The sequence below is a fragment of the Catellatospora methionotrophica genome (assembly GCF_011297335.1).
In the GTDB taxonomy this organism is placed as follows: Bacteria; Actinomycetota; Actinomycetes; order Mycobacteriales; family Micromonosporaceae; genus Catellatospora; species Catellatospora methionotrophica.
The window spans coordinates 1,219,267-1,243,148 of record NZ_JAAOTJ010000001.1 but is presented as its reverse complement, the minus strand read 5'-3'; the positions used below and the strand labels follow the sequence as shown (position 1 = coordinate 1,243,148).

23 protein-coding genes are annotated in these 23,882 nt (G+C 72.8%); 11 read left to right on the top strand and 12 right to left on the bottom strand.

Annotated features, from left to right (window positions below; translation table 11 throughout):
- The first annotated feature begins 22 nt into the window (after positions 1-22).
- Together HAV40_RS05385 and HAV40_RS05380 are read left to right on the top strand one after the other, a co-directional pair.
- Entirely contained in the window at positions 23-496 is a 474-nt protein-coding gene (locus tag HAV40_RS05385) for a (2Fe-2S)-binding protein (protein ID WP_166379543.1), read from the top strand.
- On the top strand, positions 493-2,700 hold the full coding sequence (locus tag HAV40_RS05380; RefSeq protein WP_166379541.1) for a xanthine dehydrogenase family protein molybdopterin-binding subunit: 2,208 nt from the start codon (positions 493-495) through the stop codon (positions 2,698-2,700). Before HAV40_RS05385 ends, HAV40_RS05380 begins: the two co-directional genes overlap by 4 nt.
- A gap of 21 nt (positions 2,701-2,721) precedes the next feature.
- On the opposite strand, the gene HAV40_RS05375 is transcribed toward HAV40_RS05380, so the two are convergent.
- Positions 2,722-5,796 carry an AfsR/SARP family transcriptional regulator gene (locus HAV40_RS05375; RefSeq protein WP_166379539.1) on the bottom strand — a complete coding sequence of 1,025 codons (3,075 nt, stop codon included), beginning with the start codon at positions 5,794-5,796 and terminating at the stop codon, positions 2,722-2,724.
- 156 nt (positions 5,797-5,952) lie between these two features.
- Between HAV40_RS05375 and HAV40_RS05370 the strand changes: the two genes are divergently transcribed.
- The gene (locus HAV40_RS05370) at positions 5,953-6,597 is read left to right on the top strand and encodes a hypothetical protein (RefSeq protein ID WP_166379537.1); all 645 of its coding nucleotides are present in this window, start codon (positions 5,953-5,955) and stop codon (positions 6,595-6,597) included.
- A gap of 45 nt (positions 6,598-6,642) precedes the next feature.
- On the opposite strand, the gene HAV40_RS05365 is transcribed toward HAV40_RS05370, so the two are convergent.
- The 5 genes from HAV40_RS05365 to HAV40_RS05345 form a co-directional block, all read right to left on the bottom strand.
- Complete coding sequence (locus tag HAV40_RS05365; RefSeq protein WP_166379535.1) at positions 6,643-7,314, bottom strand: CE1759 family FMN reductase; 672 nt, start codon at positions 7,312-7,314, stop codon at positions 6,643-6,645.
- Positions 7,311-7,778: a MarR family winged helix-turn-helix transcriptional regulator gene (locus HAV40_RS05360; protein ID WP_166379533.1), complete on the bottom strand. Its 468-nt coding sequence runs from the start codon at positions 7,776-7,778 to the stop codon at positions 7,311-7,313. The genes HAV40_RS05365 and HAV40_RS05360 overlap by 4 nt, the downstream gene beginning before the upstream one ends.
- On the bottom strand, positions 7,778-8,965 hold the full coding sequence (locus HAV40_RS05355) for an LLM class flavin-dependent oxidoreductase (RefSeq protein ID WP_166379531.1): 1,188 nt from the start codon (positions 8,963-8,965) through the stop codon (positions 7,778-7,780). Before HAV40_RS05355 ends, HAV40_RS05360 begins: the two co-directional genes overlap by 1 nt.
- Positions 8,966-9,205: 240 nt before the next feature.
- Positions 9,206-11,635, bottom strand: coding sequence for an ABC transporter permease (locus tag HAV40_RS05350; RefSeq protein WP_166379529.1), 2,430 nt, complete (start codon positions 11,633-11,635; stop codon positions 9,206-9,208).
- Positions 11,632-12,312 (bottom strand): ABC transporter ATP-binding protein, encoded by a 681-nt coding sequence (locus tag HAV40_RS05345; RefSeq protein WP_166379527.1) that lies wholly within the window; start codon positions 12,310-12,312, stop codon positions 11,632-11,634. The genes HAV40_RS05350 and HAV40_RS05345 overlap by 4 nt, the downstream gene beginning before the upstream one ends.
- Positions 12,313-12,485: 173 nt before the next feature.
- On the opposite strand from HAV40_RS05345, the gene HAV40_RS38330 reads away from it, so the two are divergent.
- The 3 genes from HAV40_RS38330 to HAV40_RS05330 all read left to right on the top strand — a co-directional run bounded on the left by HAV40_RS38330 (position 12,486) and on the right by HAV40_RS05330 (position 15,604).
- A complete protein-coding gene (locus HAV40_RS38330) occupies positions 12,486-13,769 on the top strand; it encodes a sensor histidine kinase (protein WP_166379525.1) in 1,284 nt (427 codons plus the stop codon).
- Positions 13,766-14,443 carry a response regulator gene (locus HAV40_RS05335; RefSeq protein ID WP_166379524.1) on the top strand — a complete coding sequence of 226 codons (678 nt, stop codon included), beginning with the start codon at positions 13,766-13,768 and terminating at the stop codon, positions 14,441-14,443. Before HAV40_RS38330 ends, HAV40_RS05335 begins: the two co-directional genes overlap by 4 nt.
- A 177-nt stretch (positions 14,444-14,620) precedes the next feature.
- Entirely contained in the window at positions 14,621-15,604 is a 984-nt protein-coding gene (locus HAV40_RS05330; protein ID WP_166379522.1) for a hypothetical protein, read from the top strand.
- Positions 15,605-15,783: 179 nt separating this feature from the next.
- Here the strand turns inward: HAV40_RS05330 and HAV40_RS39150 are convergent, their stop codons facing one another.
- Together HAV40_RS39150 and HAV40_RS05320 are read right to left on the bottom strand one after the other, a co-directional pair.
- Entirely contained in the window at positions 15,784-16,044 is a 261-nt protein-coding gene (locus HAV40_RS39150) for a YrhB domain-containing protein (protein ID WP_166379512.1), read from the bottom strand.
- A gap of 20 nt (positions 16,045-16,064) precedes the next feature.
- Entirely contained in the window at positions 16,065-16,265 is a 201-nt protein-coding gene (locus HAV40_RS05320) for a hypothetical protein (protein WP_166379510.1), read from the bottom strand.
- A 289-nt stretch (positions 16,266-16,554) separates the two neighbouring features.
- Between HAV40_RS05320 and HAV40_RS05315 the strand changes: the two genes are divergently transcribed.
- The 3 genes from HAV40_RS05315 (at position 16,555) to HAV40_RS05305 (ending at position 18,933) form a co-directional block, all read left to right on the top strand.
- Positions 16,555-16,980 carry a DUF4326 domain-containing protein gene (locus HAV40_RS05315; protein ID WP_166379508.1) on the top strand — a complete coding sequence of 142 codons (426 nt, stop codon included), beginning with the start codon at positions 16,555-16,557 and terminating at the stop codon, positions 16,978-16,980.
- Between the two features lie 192 nt (positions 16,981-17,172).
- Positions 17,173-18,303: a peptidoglycan DD-metalloendopeptidase family protein gene (locus tag HAV40_RS05310; RefSeq protein WP_203671421.1), complete on the top strand. Its 1,131-nt coding sequence runs from the start codon at positions 17,173-17,175 to the stop codon at positions 18,301-18,303.
- 153 nt (positions 18,304-18,456) lie between these two features.
- Positions 18,457-18,933: a hypothetical protein gene (locus HAV40_RS05305; protein ID WP_166379506.1), complete on the top strand. Its 477-nt coding sequence runs from the start codon at positions 18,457-18,459 to the stop codon at positions 18,931-18,933.
- Between the two features lie 62 nt (positions 18,934-18,995).
- On the opposite strand, the gene HAV40_RS05300 is transcribed toward HAV40_RS05305, so the two are convergent.
- Together HAV40_RS05300 and HAV40_RS05295 are read right to left on the bottom strand one after the other, a co-directional pair.
- The gene (locus HAV40_RS05300; protein WP_166379504.1) at positions 18,996-19,862 is read right to left on the bottom strand and encodes a sulfotransferase domain-containing protein; all 867 of its coding nucleotides are present in this window, start codon (positions 19,860-19,862) and stop codon (positions 18,996-18,998) included.
- 154 nt (positions 19,863-20,016) lie between these two features.
- Positions 20,017-20,778, bottom strand: coding sequence for a cutinase family protein (locus HAV40_RS05295; RefSeq protein WP_166379502.1), 762 nt, complete (start codon positions 20,776-20,778; stop codon positions 20,017-20,019).
- A 201-nt stretch (positions 20,779-20,979) separates the two neighbouring features.
- Here HAV40_RS05295 and HAV40_RS05290 point away from each other — a divergent pair, with 201 nt between their 5' ends.
- On the top strand, positions 20,980-21,477 hold the full coding sequence (locus HAV40_RS05290; RefSeq protein ID WP_166379500.1) for a hypothetical protein: 498 nt from the start codon (positions 20,980-20,982) through the stop codon (positions 21,475-21,477).
- Between the two features lie 61 nt (positions 21,478-21,538).
- On the opposite strand, the gene HAV40_RS38810 is transcribed toward HAV40_RS05290, so the two are convergent.
- Positions 21,539-21,664 (bottom strand): hypothetical protein, encoded by a 126-nt coding sequence (locus tag HAV40_RS38810; protein ID WP_275413485.1) that lies wholly within the window; start codon positions 21,662-21,664, stop codon positions 21,539-21,541.
- A gap of 206 nt (positions 21,665-21,870) precedes the next feature.
- Here HAV40_RS38810 and HAV40_RS05285 point away from each other — a divergent pair, with 206 nt between their 5' ends.
- A complete protein-coding gene (locus HAV40_RS05285; RefSeq protein WP_166379498.1) occupies positions 21,871-22,791 on the top strand; it encodes a phosphotransferase in 921 nt (306 codons plus the stop codon).
- A gap of 85 nt (positions 22,792-22,876) precedes the next feature.
- Here the strand turns inward: HAV40_RS05285 and dhaK are convergent, their stop codons facing one another.
- Positions 22,877-23,872, bottom strand: a complete 996-nt coding sequence (dhaK, locus tag HAV40_RS05280; protein WP_166379496.1) for a dihydroxyacetone kinase subunit DhaK — start codon at positions 23,870-23,872, stop codon at positions 22,877-22,879.
- Positions 23,873-23,882: the final 10 nt, after the last annotated feature.

The window sequence follows — 23,882 nt, the reverse complement described above, 5'->3', positions numbered from 1 at the left end:
TGGTGCTCCGGATGCGGTCGCGATGCAGTTGCTGATCAATGGTCGGCAGCACGAGGTCGAGCACGGCGACGAGCCGCTGGTGTGGGTGCTGCGTGACGAGCTGGGCCTGACCGGCACCCACTACGGCTGCGGGATCGGGATGTGCGGCTGCTGCACCGTGCTGCTGGCCGGACGCCCGGCGCGCAGCTGCCAGATCACCGCAGCGGAGGTCGGCGACCGGCCCGTGGTGACCCTCGAAGGCCTCGCCGAACGCGACGCCGCCGGTGAGGTCGTCGCGCTGCACCCGGTGCAGGAGGCGTTCCTGGAGACCCCGCTGCAGTGCGGCTGGTGCCTGCCCGGCCACGTGCTCTGCGCGGTCGCGTTGCTGGCCCGCGATCCCGCGCCGGACGAGGCCGCCATCGCCGAGGCGGCCCAGCCGAACCTGTGCCGGTGCGGCGGCTACAACACGATCAAGCTGGCGGTCGCCCGCGCCGCCGAACTGGCCCGCAAGGCATGAGCGGGATGGACGCCGCGCCGCCCGTGCCGACCGGCCGTTCCCGCCGCTGGCGGGTCGCGCGCCGCCGCCTGCTGATCGGGGCCGGGGCGACGGTCGGCTCGCTGGTGGTCGGGGTGCCGGTCGCGCTGGAGTACGGCAGGCCGTCGCTGGTGCGGTGGATGCTGGAACGCGGCACCGGGCCGACGGAGATCCCCGAGTCGTCGCTGGTGTGGTTCGAGCTGACCCGCGACGGCATCACCCTGCACGTGCCGAAGATCGAGATGGGGCAGGGCATCCACACCGCGCTGGCGCAGGTGGCGGCCGAGGAGCTGCGGGTGCCGCCCGAGCGGCTGACGGTCGTGCAGGCCGACACCGCCCGCGGGTTCCCGGCGTCGACGCTGTTCACCTTCGGGTCGACGTCGGTGGCCTCGCTGTACACCCCGATCCGGGAGGCGGCCGCGGCGGTGCGGGCGATGCTGGAGCTGGCGGCCGCCGGGCAGCTCGGCGTCGATCGGCGGCAGCTGACCGCGGCCGACGGCGGCTTCCAGATCGCCGGATCGGATCGGCGGCTGGCCTACACCGAGGTGATCGCCGCCCATCAGGGGCCGTGGCAGGAGCCCGGCGAGCAGCCGGAGTTGCGCCCGGCGGGGGAGTTCACCAGCATCGGCCGGTCGGTGCCGCGCGTCGACTTCCGGGCCAAACTGCTCGGTGAGGCGACCTACGGCTACGACGCCCGGCTGCCGGGCATGGCATACGGGGCGTTCGCCGTGCCGCCGCGCTTCGGTGCGGAACTGGAGAGCGCCGAACCCGGTGACGCCGCGGGCATGCCGGGCGTGCAGCAGGTCGTCATCGACGTCGAGGCCGGCTTCGCCGGGGTGGTCGCCGACACCCGGACCCGTGCCTGGGCGGCTGCCCGCGCCCTGAAGGTGACCTGGAGCGAAGGCACCCGGGTCGACACGGCGGCACTCGACCGGCAGGTCACCGCCGGTGACGGCGTGGTGCTGCGCCGAGAGGGCTCCATCCGCGCCGCGCTGTCGCGGGGCAGGATCGTCGAAGCCGACTACCGTACGCCGATGGCCGCCCACGCCCACCTGGAGCCGCTCGCGGCCCTGGCCCGGGTGGAGTCCGGCCCGGCGGGCAAGGTGGAGCTGTGGGTGCCGACCCAGAGCCCGGAGAGCGTGCTGGAGGACGTGCACGCCGCGCTGGGCGAGGAGCGCGACGTCGTCGTCCACGTGACCCAGCTCGGCGGTTCGTTCGGCCGCAAGGGCGGCCAGCACCTGGCGGTGGAGGCCGCGCGGCTGTCGGCGGCCACCGGCCGCCCCGTGCACGTCGGCTGGACCCGCGACACCGACCTGCGGCAGGCCTTCTACCGGCCGCCGACGCACACCACGATGCGCGGCTCGATCGGGTCCGACGGCATGATCCGGGGCGTCGAGCAGCACAGCGCCGCCGGTGACATCATCTGGGCCGTCGCGGGTCTGCCCGAGCCGGTCCGCAGCCTGCTCGGGTTCGATCCGGGCGGGCTGCTGGGCCTGTTCCTGCCGTACGACCTGCCCGCGTACCGGCTGGTGAACCGCCGCGAGCAGCTGCCGGTGCCGACCGGGCCGTGGCGTGGGCTGGGCCTGATGCCGAACACGTTCGCGCTGGAGAGTTTCTTCGACGAGCTGGCCGAGGCGGCCGGGACCGACCCGCTGACCTACCGCCTGGCCCACCTGCGTCGGGGCGGCGAGCAGGAGGATCGGCTGCGTACGGTCCTGCGTACCGCGGCGCAGATGGCGGGCTGGCACGAGTCCCTGCCGGACGGCCGTGGCCGGGGCATCGCGTGCTCCGGTGACGTCGGCACGGTGGTGGCCGTGGTCGCCGAGGTCGACCTGACCGGCGGGCGGCTGCGGGTCACCGGCATCGACGCGGCGGTCGACTGCGGCCTGGTGGTCAACCCGGCCGGGGCGAAACTGCAGGCGCAGGGGTCGATCGTGATGGGGCTGAGCTCGGCGCTGCGGGAGAGCCTGCAGATCCGGGACGGGCAGGTCGTGTCGGACAACTTCGACAGCTACCCGATCCTGGGCATGGCCGACACGCCGCCGGTGCGGGTGACGTTCACCGGTGGCGGCGACGTGCCGTACGGCATGGGCGAACCGGTGGTCGGCCCGGTGCCCGCCGCGGTCGCCAACGCGATCCGCGCCGCGGGCGGCCCCCGGCTGCGCAGCCTGCCACTGCGGCTGTGACGGGCGGCCCAGTGGTGTCCGTCAGGCCGTGATCTCGGTGTCGCGTCCGATGTCGCGCATCGCGGCGGTATAGCGCTGCCGGGCCCGGCGGGCCTCGCCGTGCCGTCCGGCCGCGTCGAGCAGGGCGATCACCTCGCGGTGCCCGGCCTCGTCGTACGGGTCGCGGGACAGGATGCGCAGCAGGTAGTCCAGGGCCTCGTCGACCGCGCCACGCTGCCCGGCGAGCGTCGCGAGCAGTCGGGTGATGCGCAGGTAGACGGCGCGGGCCTCCTCGCGGGTGGGCACGGCCCAGTCGTCGTAGGGCTCGTCTTCGAACACGTCGCCGGTGTAGCGGCGTTCGGCGGCGGCCAGCACCTCCCGAGCCTCGGGGTGGCGGCGCTGGTCGTGCAGGCGGCGGCCCATGTCCGCCTCGGCGAGGAAGGTGTCCAGGTCGATGTCCAGGTGCGCGGGGTCGGCGGCCAGCGCCGTCGGGGTGGCGAACACGTAGTGGTCGGTGGGCAGTCTGCGGTCGGGGTCGAGGACCGAGCGCATGGTGGACAGCGCGACCGACAGCCGGTGGGCGACGCGGTGGTGGTCGTCGTCGTCCGGCCAGAGCAGCGCGGCCAGCTCCTCGCGGGCGACCCGCCGTCCGCGCCGGGCGACGAGGATGCGCAGCAGGTCCTGTGCCTTGCGGGAGCGCCAGGCCGCGCCCGGCACCGGGGTCTCGTCGATGACGACCTCGAACCGGCCGAGGACCCGGACGGCCACGTGCGGCGCTGACGCCGTTTCGTCCGGTGTGGACGCCAGCACGCCTGCCGCTTCCAGGGACGCGCGGGCGACGCGGGAGGCGAGCTGCTCCTCGGCGCTGGCGCCGGGTAGCTGTCCGAGGCGGCAGGCTACCCGGTCGGCGTCGAGGCGGGCGCCGGTGGCCCGCCAGGTCCGGGCGGCTTCGGCCAGCGCGGTGCGCCGGGCCGAGGGCCGGTCGATGGTGTCGGCGCGCAGTTCCAGGGCTTCGGCGAGACCGGCCCGGTCGCGGTGCAGGCGGGCGGAGCTCTCGGCCCGGTCGGCGGCCTCGGTCGCGGCGGCTCCGTCGCCTGCGGCGACCGCGGTCCAGCCGACGGCCAGCAGCGCGCGGGTGGCCAGGGGCCCGTTGGCGCGGGCGGCGGCGGTCTGGGCGTGGCGGCGGGCGGTGGCGGGGTCGTCGTAGGCGACCAGACAGGCCAGCCCGGCCATGGCGGGTACGAAGCACTGCTGCATGCCGTCGGTGTCGGCGGCGCGCACCGCCTCCTCGTACGCCGCACGGGCGAGGCTGCGCTGCCCCCGCCGGGCGCGTACGTCGCCGAGGATGGTCAGCGCGTAGGCGGTCTTGCCCGACCCGGCCCGCTGGCTGATCGCCAGGGCGCGTTCGCCGCAGCGTTCGGCTTCGTCGAGCAGGCCCATCCGGGACAGCGCCTCGCTGCGGTTGACCAGCGCGACGGTCAGCGCGGTGGCGTTGCCGGACGCCTCGGCGGCGGCGACCGCGTCGACGGACTCGGCCAGCGCCTGCGGGAACCGGGCCTCCTCCAGCAGCTGGGACAGCCGGTTGCTGCGGATGCGGGCGGCCTGGACGGCGTCGCGGGCGGCTTCGGCGTGACCTAGCGCGATCGCGTACTGCTCGGTGTTGCCCGCGCGGTCGCCGGCGAGCGCGGCGTGCAGGGCCAGGGCGACGTGTGCGGCGGCCAGGGCCCGGTCGTCGCCGGTCGCCGCCGCGGCGTCGCGGGCGCGCAGGGCGTGGTCGTGGCAGGCGTCGCGGTCGCCGACGCTCCAGTACGCGGCCGCGGTCCACGACAGCAGCAGCGCCTCGTCGACCGTGTCGGCGCGGTCCAGGCGGCCCCGGGTGAGGGCGTCGAACGCGGCGCGGTGTTCGGCGCGGGAGTAGTACGTCTGGCCCAGCCGCCAGGCCAGCCCTGGTTCGAGGGTGTCGCGGCTGGCGGCCAGCGGGGTCAGGCAGGCCAGCGCCTCATCGAGCCGCCCCGTGACGGCGAGCGCCTCGCCGTGCAGCAGCAGAAGGCTGACCTCGGTACGGCGCGAAGGGCCGTCGCCACGGCCGTGCGCGTCGGGGCTGGGTGTGCTCGCGGACCGACTGTCTGCGTTCGCGCCGCGTGCGGCATCCGGACCGGTGGACAGGGCGGTGACGGCGTCGATGACCTCACCGGCTCCGCCTGCGGCCACGGCCGCCGATCCGTGCTCGCGCAGCAGTTCCGCCGTCGCGGCGAGGTCCCCGGACCGCAGCCGGTGGCGGATGGCCTGCGCCCAGATCCGCTGCCCGGCGTGCCATGCGGCGGCGTCGGCGTGCAGGCGGCGGCGGGTCGCGGCGGCCAGGGGTTCGCGCTGGCGGGCGACGGCGGCCAGCGCCGGGACGGGACGCAGCCAGTGCGGCGCCGATGTGAGCCCGTACGCGCCCGGCGGGGCCCCGGCGGGTACGACGAGCCCGGTACGCGCCAGCAGCCGCAGCGTACCGCGCTCACGCGGGCCGACCAGTTCCTCGCAGGCGGTCTCCAGCTCGCCGAGCCTGCCCAGCAGACGCCGTTGCGGCACGGGCAGGTGGGCGAGCACGTGCTCGGCGGCGTAGCCGTGCAGCGGCGTGCCGGGTGCGCAGAGGGTGGCCAGGGTCCCGGTCTGCAGGTGCCGCCCGGCGAGGTGGACCAGCGACGGCCAACCGGCGGTGAGTTCGTGTACGGCGCGGGCCAGGTCGGGGGAGTCGAGCCCGTACTGCTCGGCCAGCACCCGGCCCACCGTGGGCTCGGGCAGGGCCAGGTCGTGGGCGTCCAGCACGGCGCTGTCGGCGGGCAGCCGGCCCGGCCACGGCGTACGCGAGACGAGAACGGCCCGTGTCGCGGCGGGCAGCCGGTCCAGCCGGGCGGCGAGGGCCGACGCGGCGGCGTGGTCGAGCGGCGGCAGGTCGTCGACGACGAGCCAGCCGTCGACCGCGGACAGGTCGGTGTCGCCGTCCGCCCAGGTCGGCGAGTGGTCGGCCAGCCAGGACCGGACCAGCCAGGACTTGCCGAAGCCCGGCGCGGCCGTCACGAGCAGGTGGCGTCGGCCCGGCGGCGGTTCCGCAACGGTGGTGAACGCCATGTGTCCCATTGAGGCAGAAGAGCCCGAAGAAAGGCTCGGTGCCGTCGTCATCGAGACAGTTCCACTTTGATCGGTGTTTGACGCGGGTCGAACCACCGTCCGGACCCTGGAGCGCACCCGGCCATCCGGCCGCATCCGATCCTGGAAGGACGACACATGGAAACGACCACGGTGCGCAGGCGCGCCGGTTGGCTGCGCCGGTCCGCCCTGCTGCTGGCCGCGATCGTGGCCGCCGCGGGCGCGGTCACGTTCGTGGCGCCGAGCTCGGCGCAGGCCGCGACCTCGATCACGTACTGCTTCGAGTACCTGAAGAAGACCCCGTGGGGCTGGTACTGGGTCCAGCACTGCTTCGAGGTCCCGTACGCCTACGACCCGAACCCGTGCTGCATCTTCGACTACGGCATCGACCTCGGGGTGAACCCGGTGCTGCCGGAGGAGATCGAGGCCGGCTACCTCGACCATGTCGCCGGTGGGCTGGCGCTGCTGGGCCGGGCGCGGGTGTCCGACGCCCGGACCGCGGCGGTGCTGCGCGGGCAGGCGCAGGAGGCGTTCCTGTCGGCGGCGCGGCTGCTGCGCACGTCGCGGGTGGGCGTGGAGCAGGTCGGCATCGCCGACATCGACAAGCAGGGCTTCGATCCGCAGCCGCTGCCGTGGCTCAGCCGTGCCGCGACCGACGTCGCGGACGGGCTGAGCCTGATGCAGCAGGCGGTCGCTTCCCCGTCGCCGCAGCCGTGGATCAGGTCCGCGATGGCGGAGTTCGAGAACGCGACGACCCAGCTCGCCGCCCCGCAGGTCGGCTGAGGACTGAGCGGCCGGGCCGGGCAGGCGCCCGGCCCGGCCGCCTGGTCAGTCCGGCACGGTGCCCCCGGCGGCGAGCCGCATCATGTCGGAGTTCAGGTCGATGGACAGCTCGGTGCCGCCCGCGCTGCCGAACTCGTGCTGGTAGCTGTGCCAGGACTCGTCCCTGACCTGCCGGGCGAAGCCGCTCTCCATCAGCAGCACCAGTTCCAGCACCGCCCGGTCGACGCGCTTGTTCAGTCCCGGGTCGGCCCAGTCCTCCGGGGCGGCGAACAGCGACGTCGGCGCGACGAGCGTACGCAGGAAACCGAACAGGGACCGCAGCTGCTCGTCGACGACCAGCGAGTGCCGGGCCGTGCCCGCCGTCGCGGCGAGCACGACGGGTTTGCCGATGAGCAGGTCGTTGTCGAGGACCTGGAAGAACGACGAGAACAGCCCGCTGGGCGCGGCCTTGTAGACCGGTGTGGCGGCGATGACGCCGTCGGCCCGGCCCAGCGCCTCGATCGCCAGCCGCAGCCTGTCGCCGACGTGGTTGGCGGTCAGCGCGGTGGTCACCTCGGCGGCCAGCTCGCGCAGGTCGACGACCTGCACGGTGACCTCGCCGCCGCGCCGGGCCACCAGGTCGCGGGTGCGCTGGGCGGCCCGGTCGGCGAGCATCCGGGTCGAGGACGGGTCGCCGATCCCGGCGGTGACGACCACCAGGGTGTACGGGTCGGTCATGGACGCTCAGCCTCCGTGTCTTCGTTCGTCGCGCCGGCTCCGGCCAGCTTCCAGCAGATCGCGGCGAGCTGCTGGAGTTCGTCGCGGCTCAGTTCGGCGGTCACGGCACGGGCGACCTGTGCGGCGTGCCGCCGCCCGATCCGGCGCTGGGTGTCGCGGCCGGTATCGGTCAGCGACAGGCGCACGCCGCGCCCGTCGGCCGGGTCGGGGCAGCGCTCCAGCAGCCCCCGCTCGGCCAGCCGGTCCACCATCCTGGACAGGGCCGGCTGGCTGAGCAGGACGTGACGGCCCAGTTCGCCGATGCGCAGCGGCTCGGTGTACTTCGACAGGGTGTAGAGCACGTCGTATTCGCGCATCGACAGGTCCTGCCAGATGTCGGCGTCGGCGAACTGCCGCATCATCCGGGCGTGCGCGGTCAGCAGCCCTTCCCAGGCGTGGTTGGCCAGCCGCCCCCGCTCGGACATCAGTTACCCGGCTGCGCGGCCTGCGCGACCTGGTCGCTGTCCTGGTACGGGGACCCGCCGGTCACGTTGTCGCCCCGGTTGGCGTTCGGGCGGGGCTGGCGCGGCACGAGCTCGCCGTACTTGGCCCTGACCCGGGCGGTGTGCGTCGGGGCGTCGGGCACCTGCGGGTCGCGCCGGGCGGCCAGTTCCTTGCGCAGCGTCGGCACGACCTCGCCGCCGAGCAGTTCCAGCTGGTCGAGGACCGTCTTGAGGGGCAGGCCCGCGTGGTCGATCAGGAACAGCTGGCGCTGGTAGTCGCCGAAGTGCTCGCGGAAGGTCAGCGTCTTGTCGATGACCTCCTGCGGGCTGCCGACCGACAGCGGCGTCTGCCGCATGAAGTCCTCCATCGCCGGGCCGTGCCCGTAGACGGGTGCCTCGTTGAAGTAGGGGCGGAACTCCTTGATCGCGTCCTGGGACCGGCGCGCGATGTACGCCTGCCCGCCGAGCCCGACGATGGCCTGCTGCTCGGTCCCGTGGCCGTGGTGGGCGTACCGCTGCCGATAGAACTTGATCAAGCGCATGTAGTGCTCCTTCGGCCAGAAGATGTGGTTGGCGAAGAAGCCGTCACCGTAGTACGCGGCCTGCTCGGCGATCTCGGGTGTGCGGATCGAGCCGTGCCACACGAACGGCGGCACGTCGTCCAGCGGGCGCGGCGTCGAGGTGAAGCCCTGCAGCGGGGTGCGGAACTTGCCTTCCCAGTCGAGGACGTCCTCGCGCCACAGCCGGTGCAGCAGGTTGTAGTTCTCCAGCGCCAGCGGCAGGCTCTGCCGGATGTCCTGGCCGAACCACGGGTACACCGGCGCGGTGTTGCCGCGCCCGAGCATCAGGTCCATCCGGCCCTTGGACAGGTGCTGCAGCATCGCGTACTCCTCGGCGATGCGCACCGGGTCGTTCGTGGTGATCAGCGTCGTGGACGTGGTGAGGATCAGGCGCTCGGTGGCGGCCGCGATGAACGCCAGCAGCGTCGTCGGCGCGGACGAGAAGAACGGCGGGTTGTGGTGCTCGCCGATCGCGAACACGTCGAGCCCGACCTCTTCGGTCTTCTTCGCGATCTGCACGACCGCGTCGATGCGCTCCGCCTCGCTGGGCGTGTGCCCCGACACCGGGTCGCGCGTGATGTCGCTGACCGAGAAAACTCCGAACTGCACGTGAATCCCTCATTCCACTCGTACCGACGCACCGGGCGACCGGAGAGTCCATGCGTTTGCATAAACGTAAACCGCCGACAGCCGTCCGCTATTCCGCCGTGACCCAGCCAACAGCATGATCCGCAAAGCATGATCGCCGTTTGCGGTCAAGATCTGCGGCTGGACCCCAGATATCGACCTCAAACGGCGATCATCGCCCGCAACGCGATCGTCCGCGGCGCGGCCCGCAGCCCCCGGCGGCTACTCGGCCCGCAGGGCGGTCGCGACCCGCGTGCGTGCCGCCCACCCGGCGGGCAGCAACGCGCCGAGGATCGCGAGCACGATGCCCGCGCCGCCGAGCAGCACCAGCACCCCCGGCTGGTACACCTCCATCGCCGATCGCGGCAGGGCGGTGCTCGCCGCCTCGCTCATGATCGGGATGACGGCGTGGTGCAGCGCGATGCCCAGCGGCACCGCGACGACCCCCGCGAGCAGCCCCAGCCCGACCATCGACGTGACGACCATGACGCGGACCTGCCGCGGTGTCATGCCCAGCGACTTGAGCACGCCGATCTCGTGGATGCGCTCGCGGGTGGTGAGCACGACCGTGTTGAGCACCCCCAGCGCGGCCACGACACTGAGCAGCAGCGTCAGCGTGGCGATCAGCGACTGGATGATCAGCATCGTCTCGCCGTCCTCGCCGACCGCGCGGTCCTCGACGTACACCCCGGAATTCTCCTCCGGGAACCTGGCCTGCAGCGCCTTCGTGTACTGCGCGGCGTCGGTCCCGGGCGTGAGCGCGATCTCGACGCGGGCCATCATCGGGTCGGTGACCAGCGACGTGTCACCGATGACGGTGTACCGGTCGCTGCCGTCGATGACCTCGCCGGTGATCGCGACCACGTGCCCGCCGGGCAGGGTGAGCCGGTCGCCGACCTGATACCCGGTCTGGCGCAGGAAGTACGAGGAGACCACGACCTCGCCCGTGCCGGAGTACCAGCGGCCTGAGGCCAGGCGGTAGCCGTTCCAGCTCGCGTCGCCGGTGTAGCCGTGCAGGTTGACCTCCTGACCGATGCCCGTGACCCGGATCTCGGCCTCGCGGAGCAGGGTCGCGTGGGCGGTGCCCGGCAGCGCGGCGGCGGCTGCGGCGACCACGGCGGGGTCGGGCGGCTCGATCGGGCCGCCACCCGGCCGGGCCATCACCGGGCCGAACCCGCCCGCGATCATGACCTGGGCCTCCACGTGCACCGCGTCGGTGCGGGTGAACGCTGTGTTGACCTCGGTCATCGACGCGGACAGCCCGCTGGAGAAGACCAGCGTGACCGCGCCGAGCAGCAGCGCTACCAGCGTGGCGACGGCCCGCGAGGGCCGGGCCAGGGGCATGCCGAGGCCGAGCGCGACCGGGCGGGGCAGCCGGGAGGCGGTCAGCGCCCGGCGGGCCCGGAAACCCCGTCCGGTACGCGGGGCGCGCCCGACGCTGATCGCCTGGTTGGCCGCCAGCCGCCCGGCCCGGGTGGCCGGACCGAGCGCGGCCAGCGCGACCAGCACCGGCGCGGCGACCAGCACCAGCCCGCTCACCCACAGCGGGACACCCGCCCCGTCACCGGGGATGCCGTACGCGTCGTCGGTCTGGGCCAGCAGCGGCACCGCCAGCACCGCGCCCAGCCCCACACCCAGCGCGGCACCGACCATGGCCGGGACCAGCACCTGCGCGAGGTACACGGCGACGACCTGGCCCGGGGTGAAGCCGAGGGTCTTGAGGATGCCGATGGTGCGGAAACCGGAGACGACCGCGCCGTTGACGACGTTGACGGTGATCAGCACGGACAGCACGATGCCGAGGATCGCGAACGCGACCACGAACGGCGCGATGGCCGAGATGGACCGGTTGAGCGCCTGCCGGACGGTCAGGTACGTCGTCGCGCCGGTGACGGACCCGGCGGGCAGGGCCGCGGTGGCGGTGGTGAGGGCGGCGCGCAGCGCCGTGTCGTCGCCGGGGCCGGTGAAGCGGTAGAGCATCTGCCGGGCGGCGTCCTCGCCGGTCAGGACGTCGCCCTGGGTCGGCCAGACCCAGGCTTCGGCGGTGCCGGTGACCGACGCGCCGATGCCCGCCACCCGCAGTTTCACGCCGCCGACGGTGACCTCGCTGCCCGGGGCCATCATCGGTCCGGCCGTGCGCCGGGTCAGCACGATCTGCCCGGGGCCGGTCAGCCACGTGCCGTCGCTGAGCGTGATCCGGTCGACGGGGCCGTTCTGCTCACCGCGCCCGGCGACCACGACCTTCATGCCCTGCGGCCCCATCACGCCGCTCAGCGATGTGGTGACCACGTCGTACGGTCCCGCTGCGGCGGCGACCCCGGCGGCCCGGCCGGTCGCGGCGACCTGGTCGGCGGGCACGTCCTTGCTGACCGTGGCGGTCACGTGGGAGCCCGCCGCGTCGGCGAACGCGGTGTCGAACGGCCCGTGCGAGGCGACGAGCAGCCCCACGCCGAGCACGGCCGTGGCCGCCGACAGCAGCACGACGACGCCGACGATCAGGGTCTGCAGCCTGCGCCGGGCGACCGCCGACCGGGCCGCGGCGAACACTGCCCGTCCGCCCCGGCCACGGCGCGGCACGTCGAACCGCACCGGGCCGGGTTCGTCCGGCACGCGTGGCGGCGTGGCGCGGGCGCTGGTCAGGTCGGCGCTCACGCGGGCACCGCCTCGGCGGCGTGGCCGTCGCGCATCGTGATCAGCCGTCGCCCGGCCGCCGTGGCCAGCTGCGGGTCGTGGGTGACGAGTAGCAGGGTCAGGCCGTCGGCGGACAGCTCGTGCAGCAGGTCGCGTACGCCCGCGGCGGCCTGCTGGTCGACCGCCCCGGTGGGTTCGTCGGCCAGCAGCAGCTGGGGCCGGTTCATCAGCGCGCGGGCGATGGCGACCCGCTGGCGCTGCCCGCCGGACAGCCGCGCCGGATACTCGTCGGCCTTGCCCGCGATGCCGAGCCGTTCGAGCAGCTCGTCGGCCCGCGTACGGGCCTGGGCGGGGCGGGCCCCGGCCAGCCGTGCCGGGAGCAGCACGTTGTCGCGCACGGTCATCTCGTCGAGCAGGTGGAAGAACTGGAAGATGATCCCGATGTGGGCGCTGCGGAAACGCGCCAGCGCGGTCTCCGACAGCTTGTCCACGCGCACCCCGGCGACCTCGACGCTGCCACGGGTGGGCCGGTCCAGGCCCGCGATGACGTTGAGCAGGGTCGACTTGCCGCTGCCGGACGGGCCCATGACGGCCACGGCCTCCCCGGCGTGCACGGTCAGGTCGACGCCGGCCAGGGCGGGCGGCCCCGCCGCCTCGTACGCTTTCGCCACGTCACGCAGGCGGATCAGTTCGGTCATGGTCGATGGCCCCTTCCGGTTCGGACTTCGGACCCGGTGACCGTAGGTAGCGGCGGAGCCGGGGCGCGTCCGGCGCGGGGGCGAACCTGGCGCGGTGGCGTACGCCACGATGATGAGGCGGGTAATCATCACGGCGGACGCCGCTCCCGCCCCGCCTGGGCACAATGGGCGGCGTGCCGACAGACCTGCGCCGCCTGCCCGACCGCCTCGGGGTGCCCCGGACCGACCTCGCCCTCGCGGCGGTCCTGGTGGTGGCCGGTGTCGTCTGGGCGGCGACCAGCGGCGGCGGCGACGCGGCCGCGCCGGTGAACCTGGACCTGCCGGACATGAGCGCCCGGCACCAGTCCCGGCCGATCCCCGACATCCCGACGATCCCGGACGTGCCCGGCGTCGGCCGGGTGCCGATGCCGCCGCCGGACTTCCGCCCCCACGAGGACGGCGGCGCGTCGGTCGGCATGGTGACCGTGAACGTGGTCGCGGCGACGATGGTCGCGGTGCGCCGCAGGTGGCCGATGACCGGGCTCGCCGTCGCCGCCGGGGCCGTGTTCGTGATCCAGGACGGCCTGCTCTGGCCGGGCTTCATCGCGATCCTGATCTGCGCGTACTCGGCCGTCGCGTACGGCCGCTCCGTGCGCTGGGCGGCCGTGCTGCTGGTCCTCGCCGCGATCATCTCGGCGACCCTGTTCGCCCAGTCGATCCCGCAGATGCCCGGCTGGGCCAGCCCGTTCGCGGTGCTGGTGCCCGCCGGCCTGTTCGCGTTCGCACTGCGCAACGCCCGCGGCCGGGCCGACGCCGCCGCGCGCCGCGCCGCCGCCCTGGAACAGGAGCAGGCCGCGACGGCCCGCGCCGCGATGGCCGAGGAACGCGCGCGGATCGCCCGCGAGCTGCACGACGTGGTCAGCCACCACGTCAGCGTCATGGTCGTGCAGGCCGGAGCCGCCGGGAAGGTCATCGACCAGCGCCCCGACCTGGCCGCGGGAGCGCTGAACGCGATCGAGGACAGCGGCCGCGCCGCCATGGCCGAGCTGCGCCACCTGCTCGGCCTGATGGCCCCCGTCGACGACCGCCTGCACCCACAGCCCGGCCTGCGCGAACTCGACACCCTCGTCGACGCCGTACGCGCTGCGGGCCAGCCGGTCACGCTGCGCCGCGACGGCACGGACGTGCCCGAGCGCATGGACCTGACCGCGTACCGGGTGGTGCAGGAGGGGCTGACCAACGCGCTGCGCCACGCGCCGGGCGCGCCGACCGCGGTGGACATCCGCCACGAGGGCGGCGACCTGCTCGTCGAGGTCAGCAACGAGATCCCGACCGGCGAACCGGGCGGACCCGGAGCCGGGCGTGGCCTGCTCGGGCTGCGCGAGCGGCTGCGCCTGCACGACGGCACCCTGCAGGCCGGTGTCGCTCCGGGCGGCGGGTTCCGGCTGACCGCGCGCATCCCCTCGGCGGCGTCATGAGCGAGCCGGTACGCGTCGTCGTCGCCGACGACCAGGCGCTGGTCCGCAGCGGGTTCACGATGATCCTCGCCGCGTCGGGCATCGACGTGGTGGGGGAGGCGGGCGACGGTGAGGCCGCGCTCGCGGCCGTCCGGCGGCTGCGGCCCGACGTGGTGCTGATGGACATCCGCATGCCCGGCATGGACGGCCTGGAGGCGACCCGCCGCCTGCTGGCGACCGGGGCGACGACGACCGCCGGGGAACCCACCCGCGTGATCATCCTGACGACGTTCGACCTGGACGAGTACGTCTACGCCGCGCTGCGCGCCGGCGCCAGCGGGTTCCTGCTCAAGGACGTCACCCCGGACCACCTGGTGCACGCGGTGCGGCTGGTCCGCGACGGCGACGCGCTGCTCGCCCCGTCGATCACGCGGCGGCTGATCGACCGGTTCAGCTCCGGAGCCGGTGTACGCGAGGACCACGGCGCGCTGCCGACGCTGACGGCTCGGGAGCGGGAGGTGCTGGTGCTGCTGGCGCGGGGCATGTCCAACGCCGAGCTGGCCGCCGCACTCCAGCTCGGCGAGGCGACGGTGAAGACCCACGTGGCCCGCATCCTGGCCAAGCTCCAGCTGCGCGACCGCGTCCAAGCCGTCATCTTCGCGTACGAGAGCGGCCTGGTCAGCCCCGGCGCGTGACCGGGGGCGACCCGCGCGTCCGGAATAGACGTTGGCCTATCTGGATGAGTTTGATCTACGTTTTTTCAACCAGATAGGCCAGCGTCTATGAAAAACGGGTGGGGTCGGCGCTGACCGGAGAACGCCTTCTGGGCGGATCGGGGCGGATCGGGGCCGTGTCGACGGGATACTGGGGCCGTGGGACGGGCGGCCGCCTGGCGGATCGGCATCGGCTCGGTGCTGATCGCGGCGTCCTGCCTGCAGATGTTCGCCCCCGCGTGGGTGTTCGCGCCGCCGCAGCAGCGGCTGTTCGGGCTGTCCATCGTGCCCGTGTTCGCGCTGGGACTGTGCTCGGCGCTGTTCGCGGTCGGCGTCATCGTCGCCGGGGGAGGGATCTGCGCCGCGTGCGGCGGCACCTCCCTGTGGGACATCGCCGTCCGCGACCCGCTGATGCTGCTGCGCCTGCTGGCCTGCGGCACCGCCGCCGGGCTCATACTGGAGATAGTCGCGCAGTGGCTCGGCCGCCTCTGGTACTACCCGTGGTGGACGAGCTGGTTCTACGCCCTCGTCCTCATCCCCGGCTTCGCCCTGTACTGGCTGTTCATCGTGGAGAGTTACCTGGCGGCGAAGGCGGCGCTCGACGCCGTCGCGCGCAGGCGGGCGGTGCGGAGGCCGGTGCTGCTGTGGCCGGTCGGCGCGGCCTCCGTCGTGGTCTTCGCCGCCCTCACCATCCGGTGGTACGCCGAACGCGGCTTCACGTTCGACGTCACCGGCCCGACCCCGCAGGCCCCGCCGTTCGGCTACGCCGTCCTGGCGTTCGCCGGGTGCGCCCTGCTCAGCGGGGCACTGGCGGCCGCCGTCGCCAGCCGTCACTGGGTGCCGTTCGCGGCGATCCTGCTCGCGTCGGCCGTCGTCGCGGTGCTGTTCGAGGTGCCGAACGCGGTGCACCGGCAGTGGGCGTACGACCACTTTCCCGGCCCGGTGCTGCCCGGCGGCCTGCCGCTGACCATGTTCCTGTCCTGGCCGATGCAGTATGTGGTGTTCCTGGCGGTGCCCGCCGCGCTCATGCCCAGCGCGGCGGCCCTGTTCTGGCAGCCGCCTCGACCGGACGAGCCCGATCACGCCGAGTCTGAGCCCGCAGCACGGGCCCGTGCCGGTGCGGAGGTCGACGAGGCCAGGTGACTGCTGGTCGCGCGTCAGTCGCGATGCGGGGCGGTGTTCAACCGGCCCGAATCATGCGGCTCTGACCAGCAAGATTGGTCGAGCCGCATTGCGTTGGGGTCGGGCGTGCCCGGCTGTGTATGCCCGTTCACGGGAACATGGGCCGAAACGCCCTGCGGACCGGTTCGGCCGGTCAGTGATCAGTTCGAGCACAGCTCACACGCGTGTCGTCCCGCCTTGTAGTCAGCCAGGTTCGTGTCGACTCCGCGTGCGGTTCCCAGGAGGTGGGGCAGGCCGCTTGCTCGATCGATCAAGATCGGGGCGTTCCCCAAGACCATGTGCACAGGGTCACCAGACTCGACATAGCGGGTGCTTTGGTAGTAGAAGACCCAACCAATGTCGCGCTCTTCATGCTGCGTGACTGTCAGGGCTGGTTCGTCGGGGTGGGGCTTGCCACGCATCCTCGACAAGCAGGCTGCGGCTACCGATTCAGCTCGGCGACGTCGAGGCCGAGCGTCCGGAGCAGGCCCGCGTTGGAGTCGATGTCGATGAGGTCGGGCAACTGCCGGTCGACGAACTCGGCGCGCGCGTCCTGGCCGCTGTCGCGCAACGCCGCCAGGACCTTCGCCTTGTCGATCGTCTTGGCGGCAGTAGGGGTCGTCGGGGTGGGTTGGTCGGGCATGGTGGCTCCTTCACAAGCTTGACGAGCGGTTCGACCAACACGGTCTGCAAGTGAGTGCCAGAAACGCCATGGGCGCGGAACGGGTCAGGTGACCCAGGTGAAATGTACTCCCTGGGTACGCGGGGCCGGGTTCCTAAGGCAGGCGGCCTGCCGCAGGCCTCGCACAATTCGTCGTCGATCATGACGGGACGGGCCGCCGGACAGTCCCGCACCGGTCACGGCACCGCGTCCTCGGTCGCCGCTGGCGGCGACATGGGTCGATGGCTACGGTGGCGTTCAGGGGGCGAAGATGGATCTCACTGACAGAGCACCGCGGCGTATTCAGCGGGAGCGCAAGAAGGGCTGGCGGCTGCCGGAGGGCGCGGTGATCGTGACCCGGCCCACCCGCTGGGGCAACCCGTTCGGGGTCGGCGAGTTGGTGCGCCAGACGCCGGACGGTTACGCCAAGTCGTACGCGGGCAGGCTGCCGCCCGGCCTGTACACGGCCGAGGACGGCTCGCCGTTCGAGATCCGTCCGGTAGCGGACCGCGCCGACGCGGCGGACCTGTTCCGGGTGCACCTGCTCCGGTACCCGGCGCTGCTGCTCCCGCCGATCCGCCAGCACCTGCGCGGGCATGATCTGGCCTGCTGGTGCCCACTGACCGACGCGTACGGCAACCCGGTGGCCTGCCACGCCGACGTCCTGCTGCGTGTGGCGGCCGGGCAGGAGCCGTAGCCGGATGGAGTGGCCGCGGCCGGTGCGCTGACCGGCGGCGTGCTCGCGGTCGGCCTGACCATGGCGTTGACCGAGCACGCCGGTGCCAGGTGTACGGGGTCGCCGCCGGGTCCGCCGTCGCCGGGGTTGCCGTCGATCGACGCATCGGCTTGGATCGAAGTGTTTCGCCACCGCGACCCCTGAGGAACGACCTTGACCGAGCTGTACGAGCACCCCTGTTGCACCGACGCCGAGCTGCCCGCCGTGACGATCAGCCGCCGCAGCCTGCTGTGGCGCACCGCCGCGATCGGGGGCGGGGCGGTGGCGGGAGGCCTGGCGCTGCCCGGCCTGGCGCACGCGGCCCCGAGCGTCTACAACCCGTTCAGCGCCTACGCCGTCACCGGCACCTGGCAGGAGCATCTCAACCGGGGGTCGTTGGGCGGCATCGACTACGGCATGGGCGTCGGCACGGCGCTGCCCGCGTGCGGTGCCGGGACCATCCAGAACATTCCCTACAACGGGACCGGCGGGCACACCGTCACCATCCACCACGGCGGCGGATGGCGCAGCCAGTACCTGCACCTGTCCCAGTTCCTGCTGGGCGAGGGCACGTCAGTGGCGTCCGGTGCGATCGTCGGCCGCTCCGGCGGCGCGGCCGGTGCGGACGGGTCGGGCAGTTCGACCGGCCCGCACGTGCACTGGCACATGATCGATCCGAACGGGACGCGGGTCAACCCGCTCGGCTACGTCAACAGCCCGGGACCCGGCCCCAACCCCGGTTCCTCGTCGGAGGGCGTGATCCTGCAGGAGATCGCACAGGCCGGCGGCTACACCGGTCCGGTCGACGGGGTGCCGGGCGGGAACACCTGGCGTGGCGTGCAGCAGGCGGTGAAAGGCTACGGGTACACCGGCCCGGTCGACGGCGTGCCCGGCGCGGGCACGTACGCGGGTATGCAACGGCTGGCGCAGAAGGGCGGTTACAGCGGCCCGGTCGACGGGGCACTGGGAGCCAACTCCTGGAAGGGACTCCAGACGGTCCTGCGCGGCTTCGGCTACGGCGGGCCCATCGACGGCATTCCCGGGGCCAACACGTACGCCGCGCTGCAGCGCCTGGCCAAGCTGGGAGGCTACACCGGTCCCATCGACGGGGTCCTGGGCGGCAACTCGTGGCGCGGCGTCCAGCAGGTGGTGAAGGGCTACGGCTACCCGGGCCCGATCGACGGGGCGCCGGGCGTCAACACGTACGCCGCGCTGCAGCGTATGGCGCAGAAGGGCGGGTACGCCGGTCCGGTCGACGGCATCCCCGGCCCCAACACGTGGGCCGCGCTCGGCAGGCTCATCTGAGTCGCTGGTCGCGTCCCACGCGACGGGTTCACCGGCCGCCGTCATCGGACGGCGGCCGCCAGGTCGAAGTCGAAGGGACAGTTCGCCCCTGATCTGCCACGGGCCGGATGCCGGCGAATGGCCGAAGTCCGGACCGGAGTCTAGGGTGCCGGTGTGACGAGTCGACCGCGCGAGGCCGAAGCGCGCCTTGGCCCCATCGGCGCGGTGCTCTGCCGCATCGTCTTCCTGGCCGTCTGTCTACCGGGTCCGGTCCTGCTCGCCGTGGCCGTGATGCCCGCGGCGGCCACGGGCCGTTCGGCTGCGGACTTCTGGGGACTGCTGGCCGGCGGCGTACTGGCGACGCTGGTGGGCGGGGTGGCCGGGGTGTTCGGCTGGCAGTTGGTCGGCAGGTCGCGCCGTGATGCCCGGCTGCTGGCGAGCGACGGCGTCGCGGCGACGGCGGAGATCCTCACGGTCGCCGATCATCTGAGTGGCGAGGACCCCGGGCTGGAACTGATGTTGTGGATCAGCGGGCCGGGGTTCGCCGCGTTCGAAGCCCGCACCGTGCGGTACGGCGACCCGGCCCTGGTGCCGGGCATGGTGCTGGGTGCGGTCGTGGTTCCGGCGGAGCTGCTGTACTCGGTCGGCTGAGCGCTTGACCGGGCGGCAGGAGGCCCGGTCGGGCCAAGGTGCGATCGATCACCCGGAGCCGCTCAGCGGGCCGGGTAGCCGAGGCGTTCGGCCAGGTCGCCGTACCTGGCCTGGAAGGCCTCGCGGTGCCGCTCGGTGAAGTGGTTGCGCCAGTCACCGGGTACGCCGTTGCGGTAGTGGTTCATCTCGTCCGGCTGGCCCGGTCTGCGGTCCGAGCAGGACAGCCGGGTGAACGTGTAGTGGTCCAGGGCCAGCGGCACGAACGTGCGCGGCAGTCGGGCCAGCGGCGGCGCGGGCAGCGCGCGGCGAGCGCGGAAACTGCCGGGCTCGGCCCGCAGCGTGGCCAGCCGCCAGCGCACCGCGGCGGTGCGAACCCATTCGCCGAGCGCCCGGGGCGGGACCAGCAGCCCGTAGTGGTCGAAGATCTGCGTCCACACCGCGACCTGGTCGCCGATCTGGTCCTCCATCCGCACTTCCAGCACCTCGGGCTGGCCGTAGTCCCAGGTGCTCATGTGGTCCAGGAAGTAGCCGCTGAACTCGATCTCCTCCAGTAGCCCGTCGGCGACGTCGAGTTCCAGCAGGCGCCTGCGGTGGTCGATGAGTTCGTGCCAGGTGACGCCGAGGGCGTGTACGCCGTGGGTGTTGCGGTGGCTGAAATAGCCCGAGACGACGATGTCGCGCGGGTCGCGGATGACGTTGACGGTGCGTCGGGGCGGCAGGGTCGCGTAGTCGTGCTGCGCGATGTTGGTCAGCGACAGCAGGTCGACCTTCTCCTGCCGGACCAGTTCGGCCAGCGAGCCGTACGGTGCCCACTGCTCAGGGGCGATGACGGTGACCATGTTCAGACCGAGCAGTCCGGCGGCCTCCCGCAGGATGGCACGCGACCAGCTGGACGCCGCCTTGTGGCGGCCGGAGTAGACGAGCAGCACGCGACCTCCAGTTCCGCTCCCGTGGCGGGTCCCGACAGCGGCTACGGCATCGACCTCAATCGAACAGACATCTTGCAACATTCCTAACTGATAGACAAGACGGCGCACCCGCGCCGTACGCGGATGCGCCGTCTTCGCCGCTCGGGCGAGGCTGTCAGAGTTTGGAGAGGATGAAGCTCTTCGCCGCGGTCTGCACCGCCGAGGTCTGGTAGCGGGTGCCGTGCACGTCGTTGGGGTCGCTGGCGTTCTGGCACCACTTGTCGCTGGCGTAGCAGTAGGAGCGCAGCCGCGCGTTGAACTCGCTCAGCACGCCCGCCGCGCGCGGCCAGGTGCCGGTGCCGGTGGCCCCGCCGACGTTGAACGGCTCGCCCTTGCGGTAGGTCGGGTCGCCGAAGAACACGACGGCCGCGATACGGCTGCGGTAGGCCGCCGCGATCCGGTCGCCGGAGTCGCTGGCCAGCGCGTCGCCGATGGCGTGCGCACCCTGTGAGTATCCGACCAGGACGAACCTGGTGCCGGACCCGCACTGCGTGCCGAGCGAGGTCACCAGGTTCTTGATGTTCACCGTGCCGGTGTGCTGGCTGATCGGGTAGATCGGCGCGATCGCGGTCGCCGGATACTTCACCGCGATGCGGCGCGCGGTGTACGACGTCTCGACGACGGCGCTGGAGGTCAGGTTGAGCCGGCCGCCGAAGCCGCCGCTGGCGTAGTTGTAGGACCCGCCGCCCGACCCGGCGGCCTCGTTGGTGCCGCGTACCCCGATGACGATGACGCCGGGGCAGGTCAGGGTCGAGCTCACGGCATGGGCGGGCGTGGCGGTGAGCGCACCCGCCGCCAGCGTGGCCGCCGCCAGGCCCACGGCCGCCGCCGTCCGGCGCGACCTCCGGCCGAACAGTCGGGTAACCATCCGTTCCATCTACAACCTCCCATGAAGACTGGTGGCGTCAGGATGGCACGGCCCACGGGACCGGGCGTACAACGGGGATACAGCCGGGGCACAAGGCGCGACCGGCTCCTCCGCGGTGCGCAGCGCAACCGTTCACGGCGCTCCGGACGGGCTGGCAAGTACAGACATTGAGCTGAGGCCGCCGTCGACGATCACCGATACCGTGCCGTCGTGCGAAAGATCGTCGGAATCGTCCTCGTCCTGTACAGCCTGCTGCTCGGGTTCTCGCTCTCGTTGCCGCTCGTCGCGTCCATCGCCGGCCCCAAGGTCACCGCCATCGTCGCCGCTGACCCGGCCACCTGCTCCAGCGCGATCGGGTTCGCCCCGCTCGCCGGGTTCCCGCAGCGATGCGACGTCACCTGGACCACCGAGAAGGGGCCGGCCAGCGGCACGCTCTACGGCAAGGCGGTGGACAGCCTCGTCGGCGGTGTGAACAAGCCCAAGCTGGCCGTGCACCAGCTCGGCAACTTCGCCTTCACCACGCCGGTCGGCAACGCCCAGCTCATGATGGCCTTCCTGGCCCCACCGATCCTGTTCCTCGGCCTGCACGCGCTCGCCCCCAAGCGCCGCCGCCGTCGCCACCGGGGCGGCGGACTCGACCTCGACTTCGACGATGACGACTCCGACAGCGCGGACTCGGGCGGCGGAGACTCGGACAGCGGCGACTGACCCGCCGCGTTTCACCGGTGCGAGGAAGGCCGGGTCGGTGACCCGGCCTTCCTCGCTATCGTCACGCGGGACGACAGACGAGTTCGGCGAATCCGGAGCGGAACCCGGTCGCGCTGACCAGTTCCAGCGGCACCGGCCGTCCGGTGGTGGTCTGGGCGGCCTGCACGAGGTCTTCGACGTGGTCCACCCAGCGGCCGTGCATCGTCGGGACACCGGCCCGGGTGTCAGCTGTCCGTGGCCAGCAGCGCGTGCAGGTGTTCATCGTGCAGGAGCCCGTCGCCGAAGCGTTTGCTCGCGCGTCAATCCTTCCAGGGCGAAGCCGGACTTTCGTGCCACCTGGCAGGAGGCCTCTGGCAGGGCGATGGCACGGACGAAACGCCGATACGATGCGGCATGCCGTTCACTCCCCGGGCTGCCTGGGCCGATGTGCCCGCAGCGGTGCGCTCGGCGGTCGCCGACGCGCTCGGCGCCGCGGTCGTCGACCACCGGGACCTGCGTGGCGGCATGTCGCCCGGACCGGCCGCAGCGCTGACGCTCGCCGACGGCCGCACGGTCTTCGCCAAGGCGATGTCGGCCGAGGTCAGGGCGCACAACCATCTGCTGGTACGCCGAGAGTCAGCGGTGCTGGACGTGTTGCCGGTGTCCGTGCCCGCGCCGCGCCGCCTCGCGACCGTCGAGCGTGGAGCATGGATCGCCCTGGTCACCACCTGGGCCGCCGGAAGCACCGAGGGGCCGTGGACCGACGAGTCGATCGACGCCGTCACCGGCGCGTGCCGCGCGGTGAGCGGGCACCGGGCACCCGCAGGGCTGCGACCGGTCGCCGAGCGGATCTTCGATTTCGACGGCTGGGAGCGGGTCGTCCCGGAGGACGACTGGGAGGTCGCGTACGCGGACCGGGCCGCCGGGGTGGCCGCGGACTGGGCACGGTGGACGTCCGGCGACGCCCTGGTGCACCGGGACATGCGCGCGGACATCGTCGCGGTCGACTCGGCGACCGGCTCGGCGACGCTGCTGGACTGGGCGTACGCCGCCGCCGGGGCACCGTGGATCGACCTCGCCCAGTTGGCCGCGGACATCGTCGGCACCGGCCACCGTCGCGGCGGCCAGGTCGCGACCGATCGCGCGTACCGGCTGATCCAGACGCTGCCCACCGAGGCCGCCCGGTTCGTGGTGGCACTGACGGGCATGTGGCGTATCCGTGCCGCGACGGCCCAGCACGCCGCGCTGCCGACGATCTCGACCTGGCGGCGCGACCGCGTGCGGGCGTTACGCCCGCTGCTGACCCGCCTGCTCACCGACCTCAGCCCGACCTGACCCGACCCGCCGCTGCCGCAACTCTCAACCAGTCGCGCCAAAGGACCGGCCGTGAAGCCGCGACTCTTTAGAGTTGCGGCAGGGGTCAGAAGGTGCGGATGGCGATCTCGGCGGGCGCGGCGAGGCCTTTGACGATCTCGTCGTCGAGTTTGACCAGTGTCAGCGAGGCTCCGGCCATGTCGAGCGACGTGCAGTAGTCGCCGACGTAGTTGCGGCGCACGTTGATGCCGCGGGCGGCGAGCTGTTCGTGGGCGCGGCCGTAGAGCAGGTACAGCTCGCTGATCGGGGTGCCGCCCAAACCGTTGATCATCAGGGCGACGTCGTCGCCGCGCTCGTACGGCAGATCCGTCACGACGGCTTCGAGCAGCTCGTCGATGATGGTGTTGGCGTCGGCGAGCTTCTCGCGGCGGCGTCCGGGCTCGCCGTGGATCCCGACGCCGATCTCCATCTCGTCGTCGCCGAGTTCGAACAGCGGTGAGCCCTTCGCCGGTGGTGTGCACGAGGTGAGCGCCATGCCCATGGTCCGGGTGACGGAGTTGACCTTGTTGCCGAGCCGGACGAGGTCGTCGATGTCCGCCCCGGCCTCGGCGGCCGCGCCGACCACCTTGATGACGAAGAAGTTCCCGGCGACGCCGCGGCGCCCGATCGTGAAGGTGGAGTCCGCCACCGCGACGTCGTCGTCGACGAGCACGGTCTCGATCCGTACGCCTTCGGCCTCGGCCATCTCCTTGCCCATGTCGAAGGCCATCCGGTCGCCGGTGTAGTTGTTGATCAGGTGCAGCACGCCCTTGGGCGTGGCGAGTAGTTTGCTGGTCTCCAGGACGTAGTCCATGGGCGGTGCGGCGAACACGTCGCCGGGGCAGGCGGCGTCGAGCATGCCCTTGCCGACGATCATCACGTGGGCGGGTTCGTGGCCGGAGCCGGACCCCTGGATGACCGATACCTTGTCGTCGCGCGGGGCGTCGGCCCGCATGATGAGGTTGTACGCGGGCACGTAGCGCAACGTGTCCGGGTTGGCCAGGGCGACGCCCTTGAGCATCTCGGCGACGAACTGGCGGGGGTCGTTGACGAACTTCTTCACGGTGCGGCTT

Excerpts from the sequence above, each read along its gene's own strand:
- HAV40_RS05385 (WP_166379543.1), top strand. The coding sequence starts at position 23 with ATGCAGTTGCTGATCAATGGTCGGCAGCACGAGGTCGAGCACGGCGAC.
- HAV40_RS05380 (WP_166379541.1), top strand. The coding sequence starts at position 493 with ATGAGCGGGATGGACGCCGCGCCGCCCGTGCCGACCGGCCGTTCCCGC.
- HAV40_RS05375 (WP_166379539.1), bottom strand. The coding sequence starts at position 5,796 with ATGGCGTTCACCACCGTTGCGGAACCGCCGCCGGGCCGACGCCACCTG.
- HAV40_RS05370 (WP_166379537.1), top strand. The coding sequence starts at position 5,953 with ATGGAAACGACCACGGTGCGCAGGCGCGCCGGTTGGCTGCGCCGGTCC.
- HAV40_RS05365 (WP_166379535.1), bottom strand. The coding sequence starts at position 7,314 with ATGACCGACCCGTACACCCTGGTGGTCGTCACCGCCGGGATCGGCGAC.
- HAV40_RS05360 (WP_166379533.1), bottom strand. The coding sequence starts at position 7,778 with ATGTCCGAGCGGGGGCGGCTGGCCAACCACGCCTGGGAAGGGCTGCTG.
- HAV40_RS05345 (WP_166379527.1), bottom strand. The coding sequence starts at position 12,312 with ATGACCGAACTGATCCGCCTGCGTGACGTGGCGAAAGCGTACGAGGCG.
- HAV40_RS05335 (WP_166379524.1), top strand. The coding sequence starts at position 13,766 with ATGAGCGAGCCGGTACGCGTCGTCGTCGCCGACGACCAGGCGCTGGTC.
- HAV40_RS39150 (WP_166379512.1), bottom strand. The coding sequence starts at position 16,044 with ATGCGTGGCAAGCCCCACCCCGACGAACCAGCCCTGACAGTCACGCAG.
- HAV40_RS05320 (WP_166379510.1), bottom strand. The coding sequence starts at position 16,265 with ATGCCCGACCAACCCACCCCGACGACCCCTACTGCCGCCAAGACGATC.
- HAV40_RS05315 (WP_166379508.1), top strand. The coding sequence starts at position 16,555 with ATGGATCTCACTGACAGAGCACCGCGGCGTATTCAGCGGGAGCGCAAG.
- HAV40_RS05295 (WP_166379502.1), bottom strand. The coding sequence starts at position 20,778 with ATGGAACGGATGGTTACCCGACTGTTCGGCCGGAGGTCGCGCCGGACG.
- HAV40_RS05285 (WP_166379498.1), top strand. The coding sequence starts at position 21,871 with ATGCCGTTCACTCCCCGGGCTGCCTGGGCCGATGTGCCCGCAGCGGTG.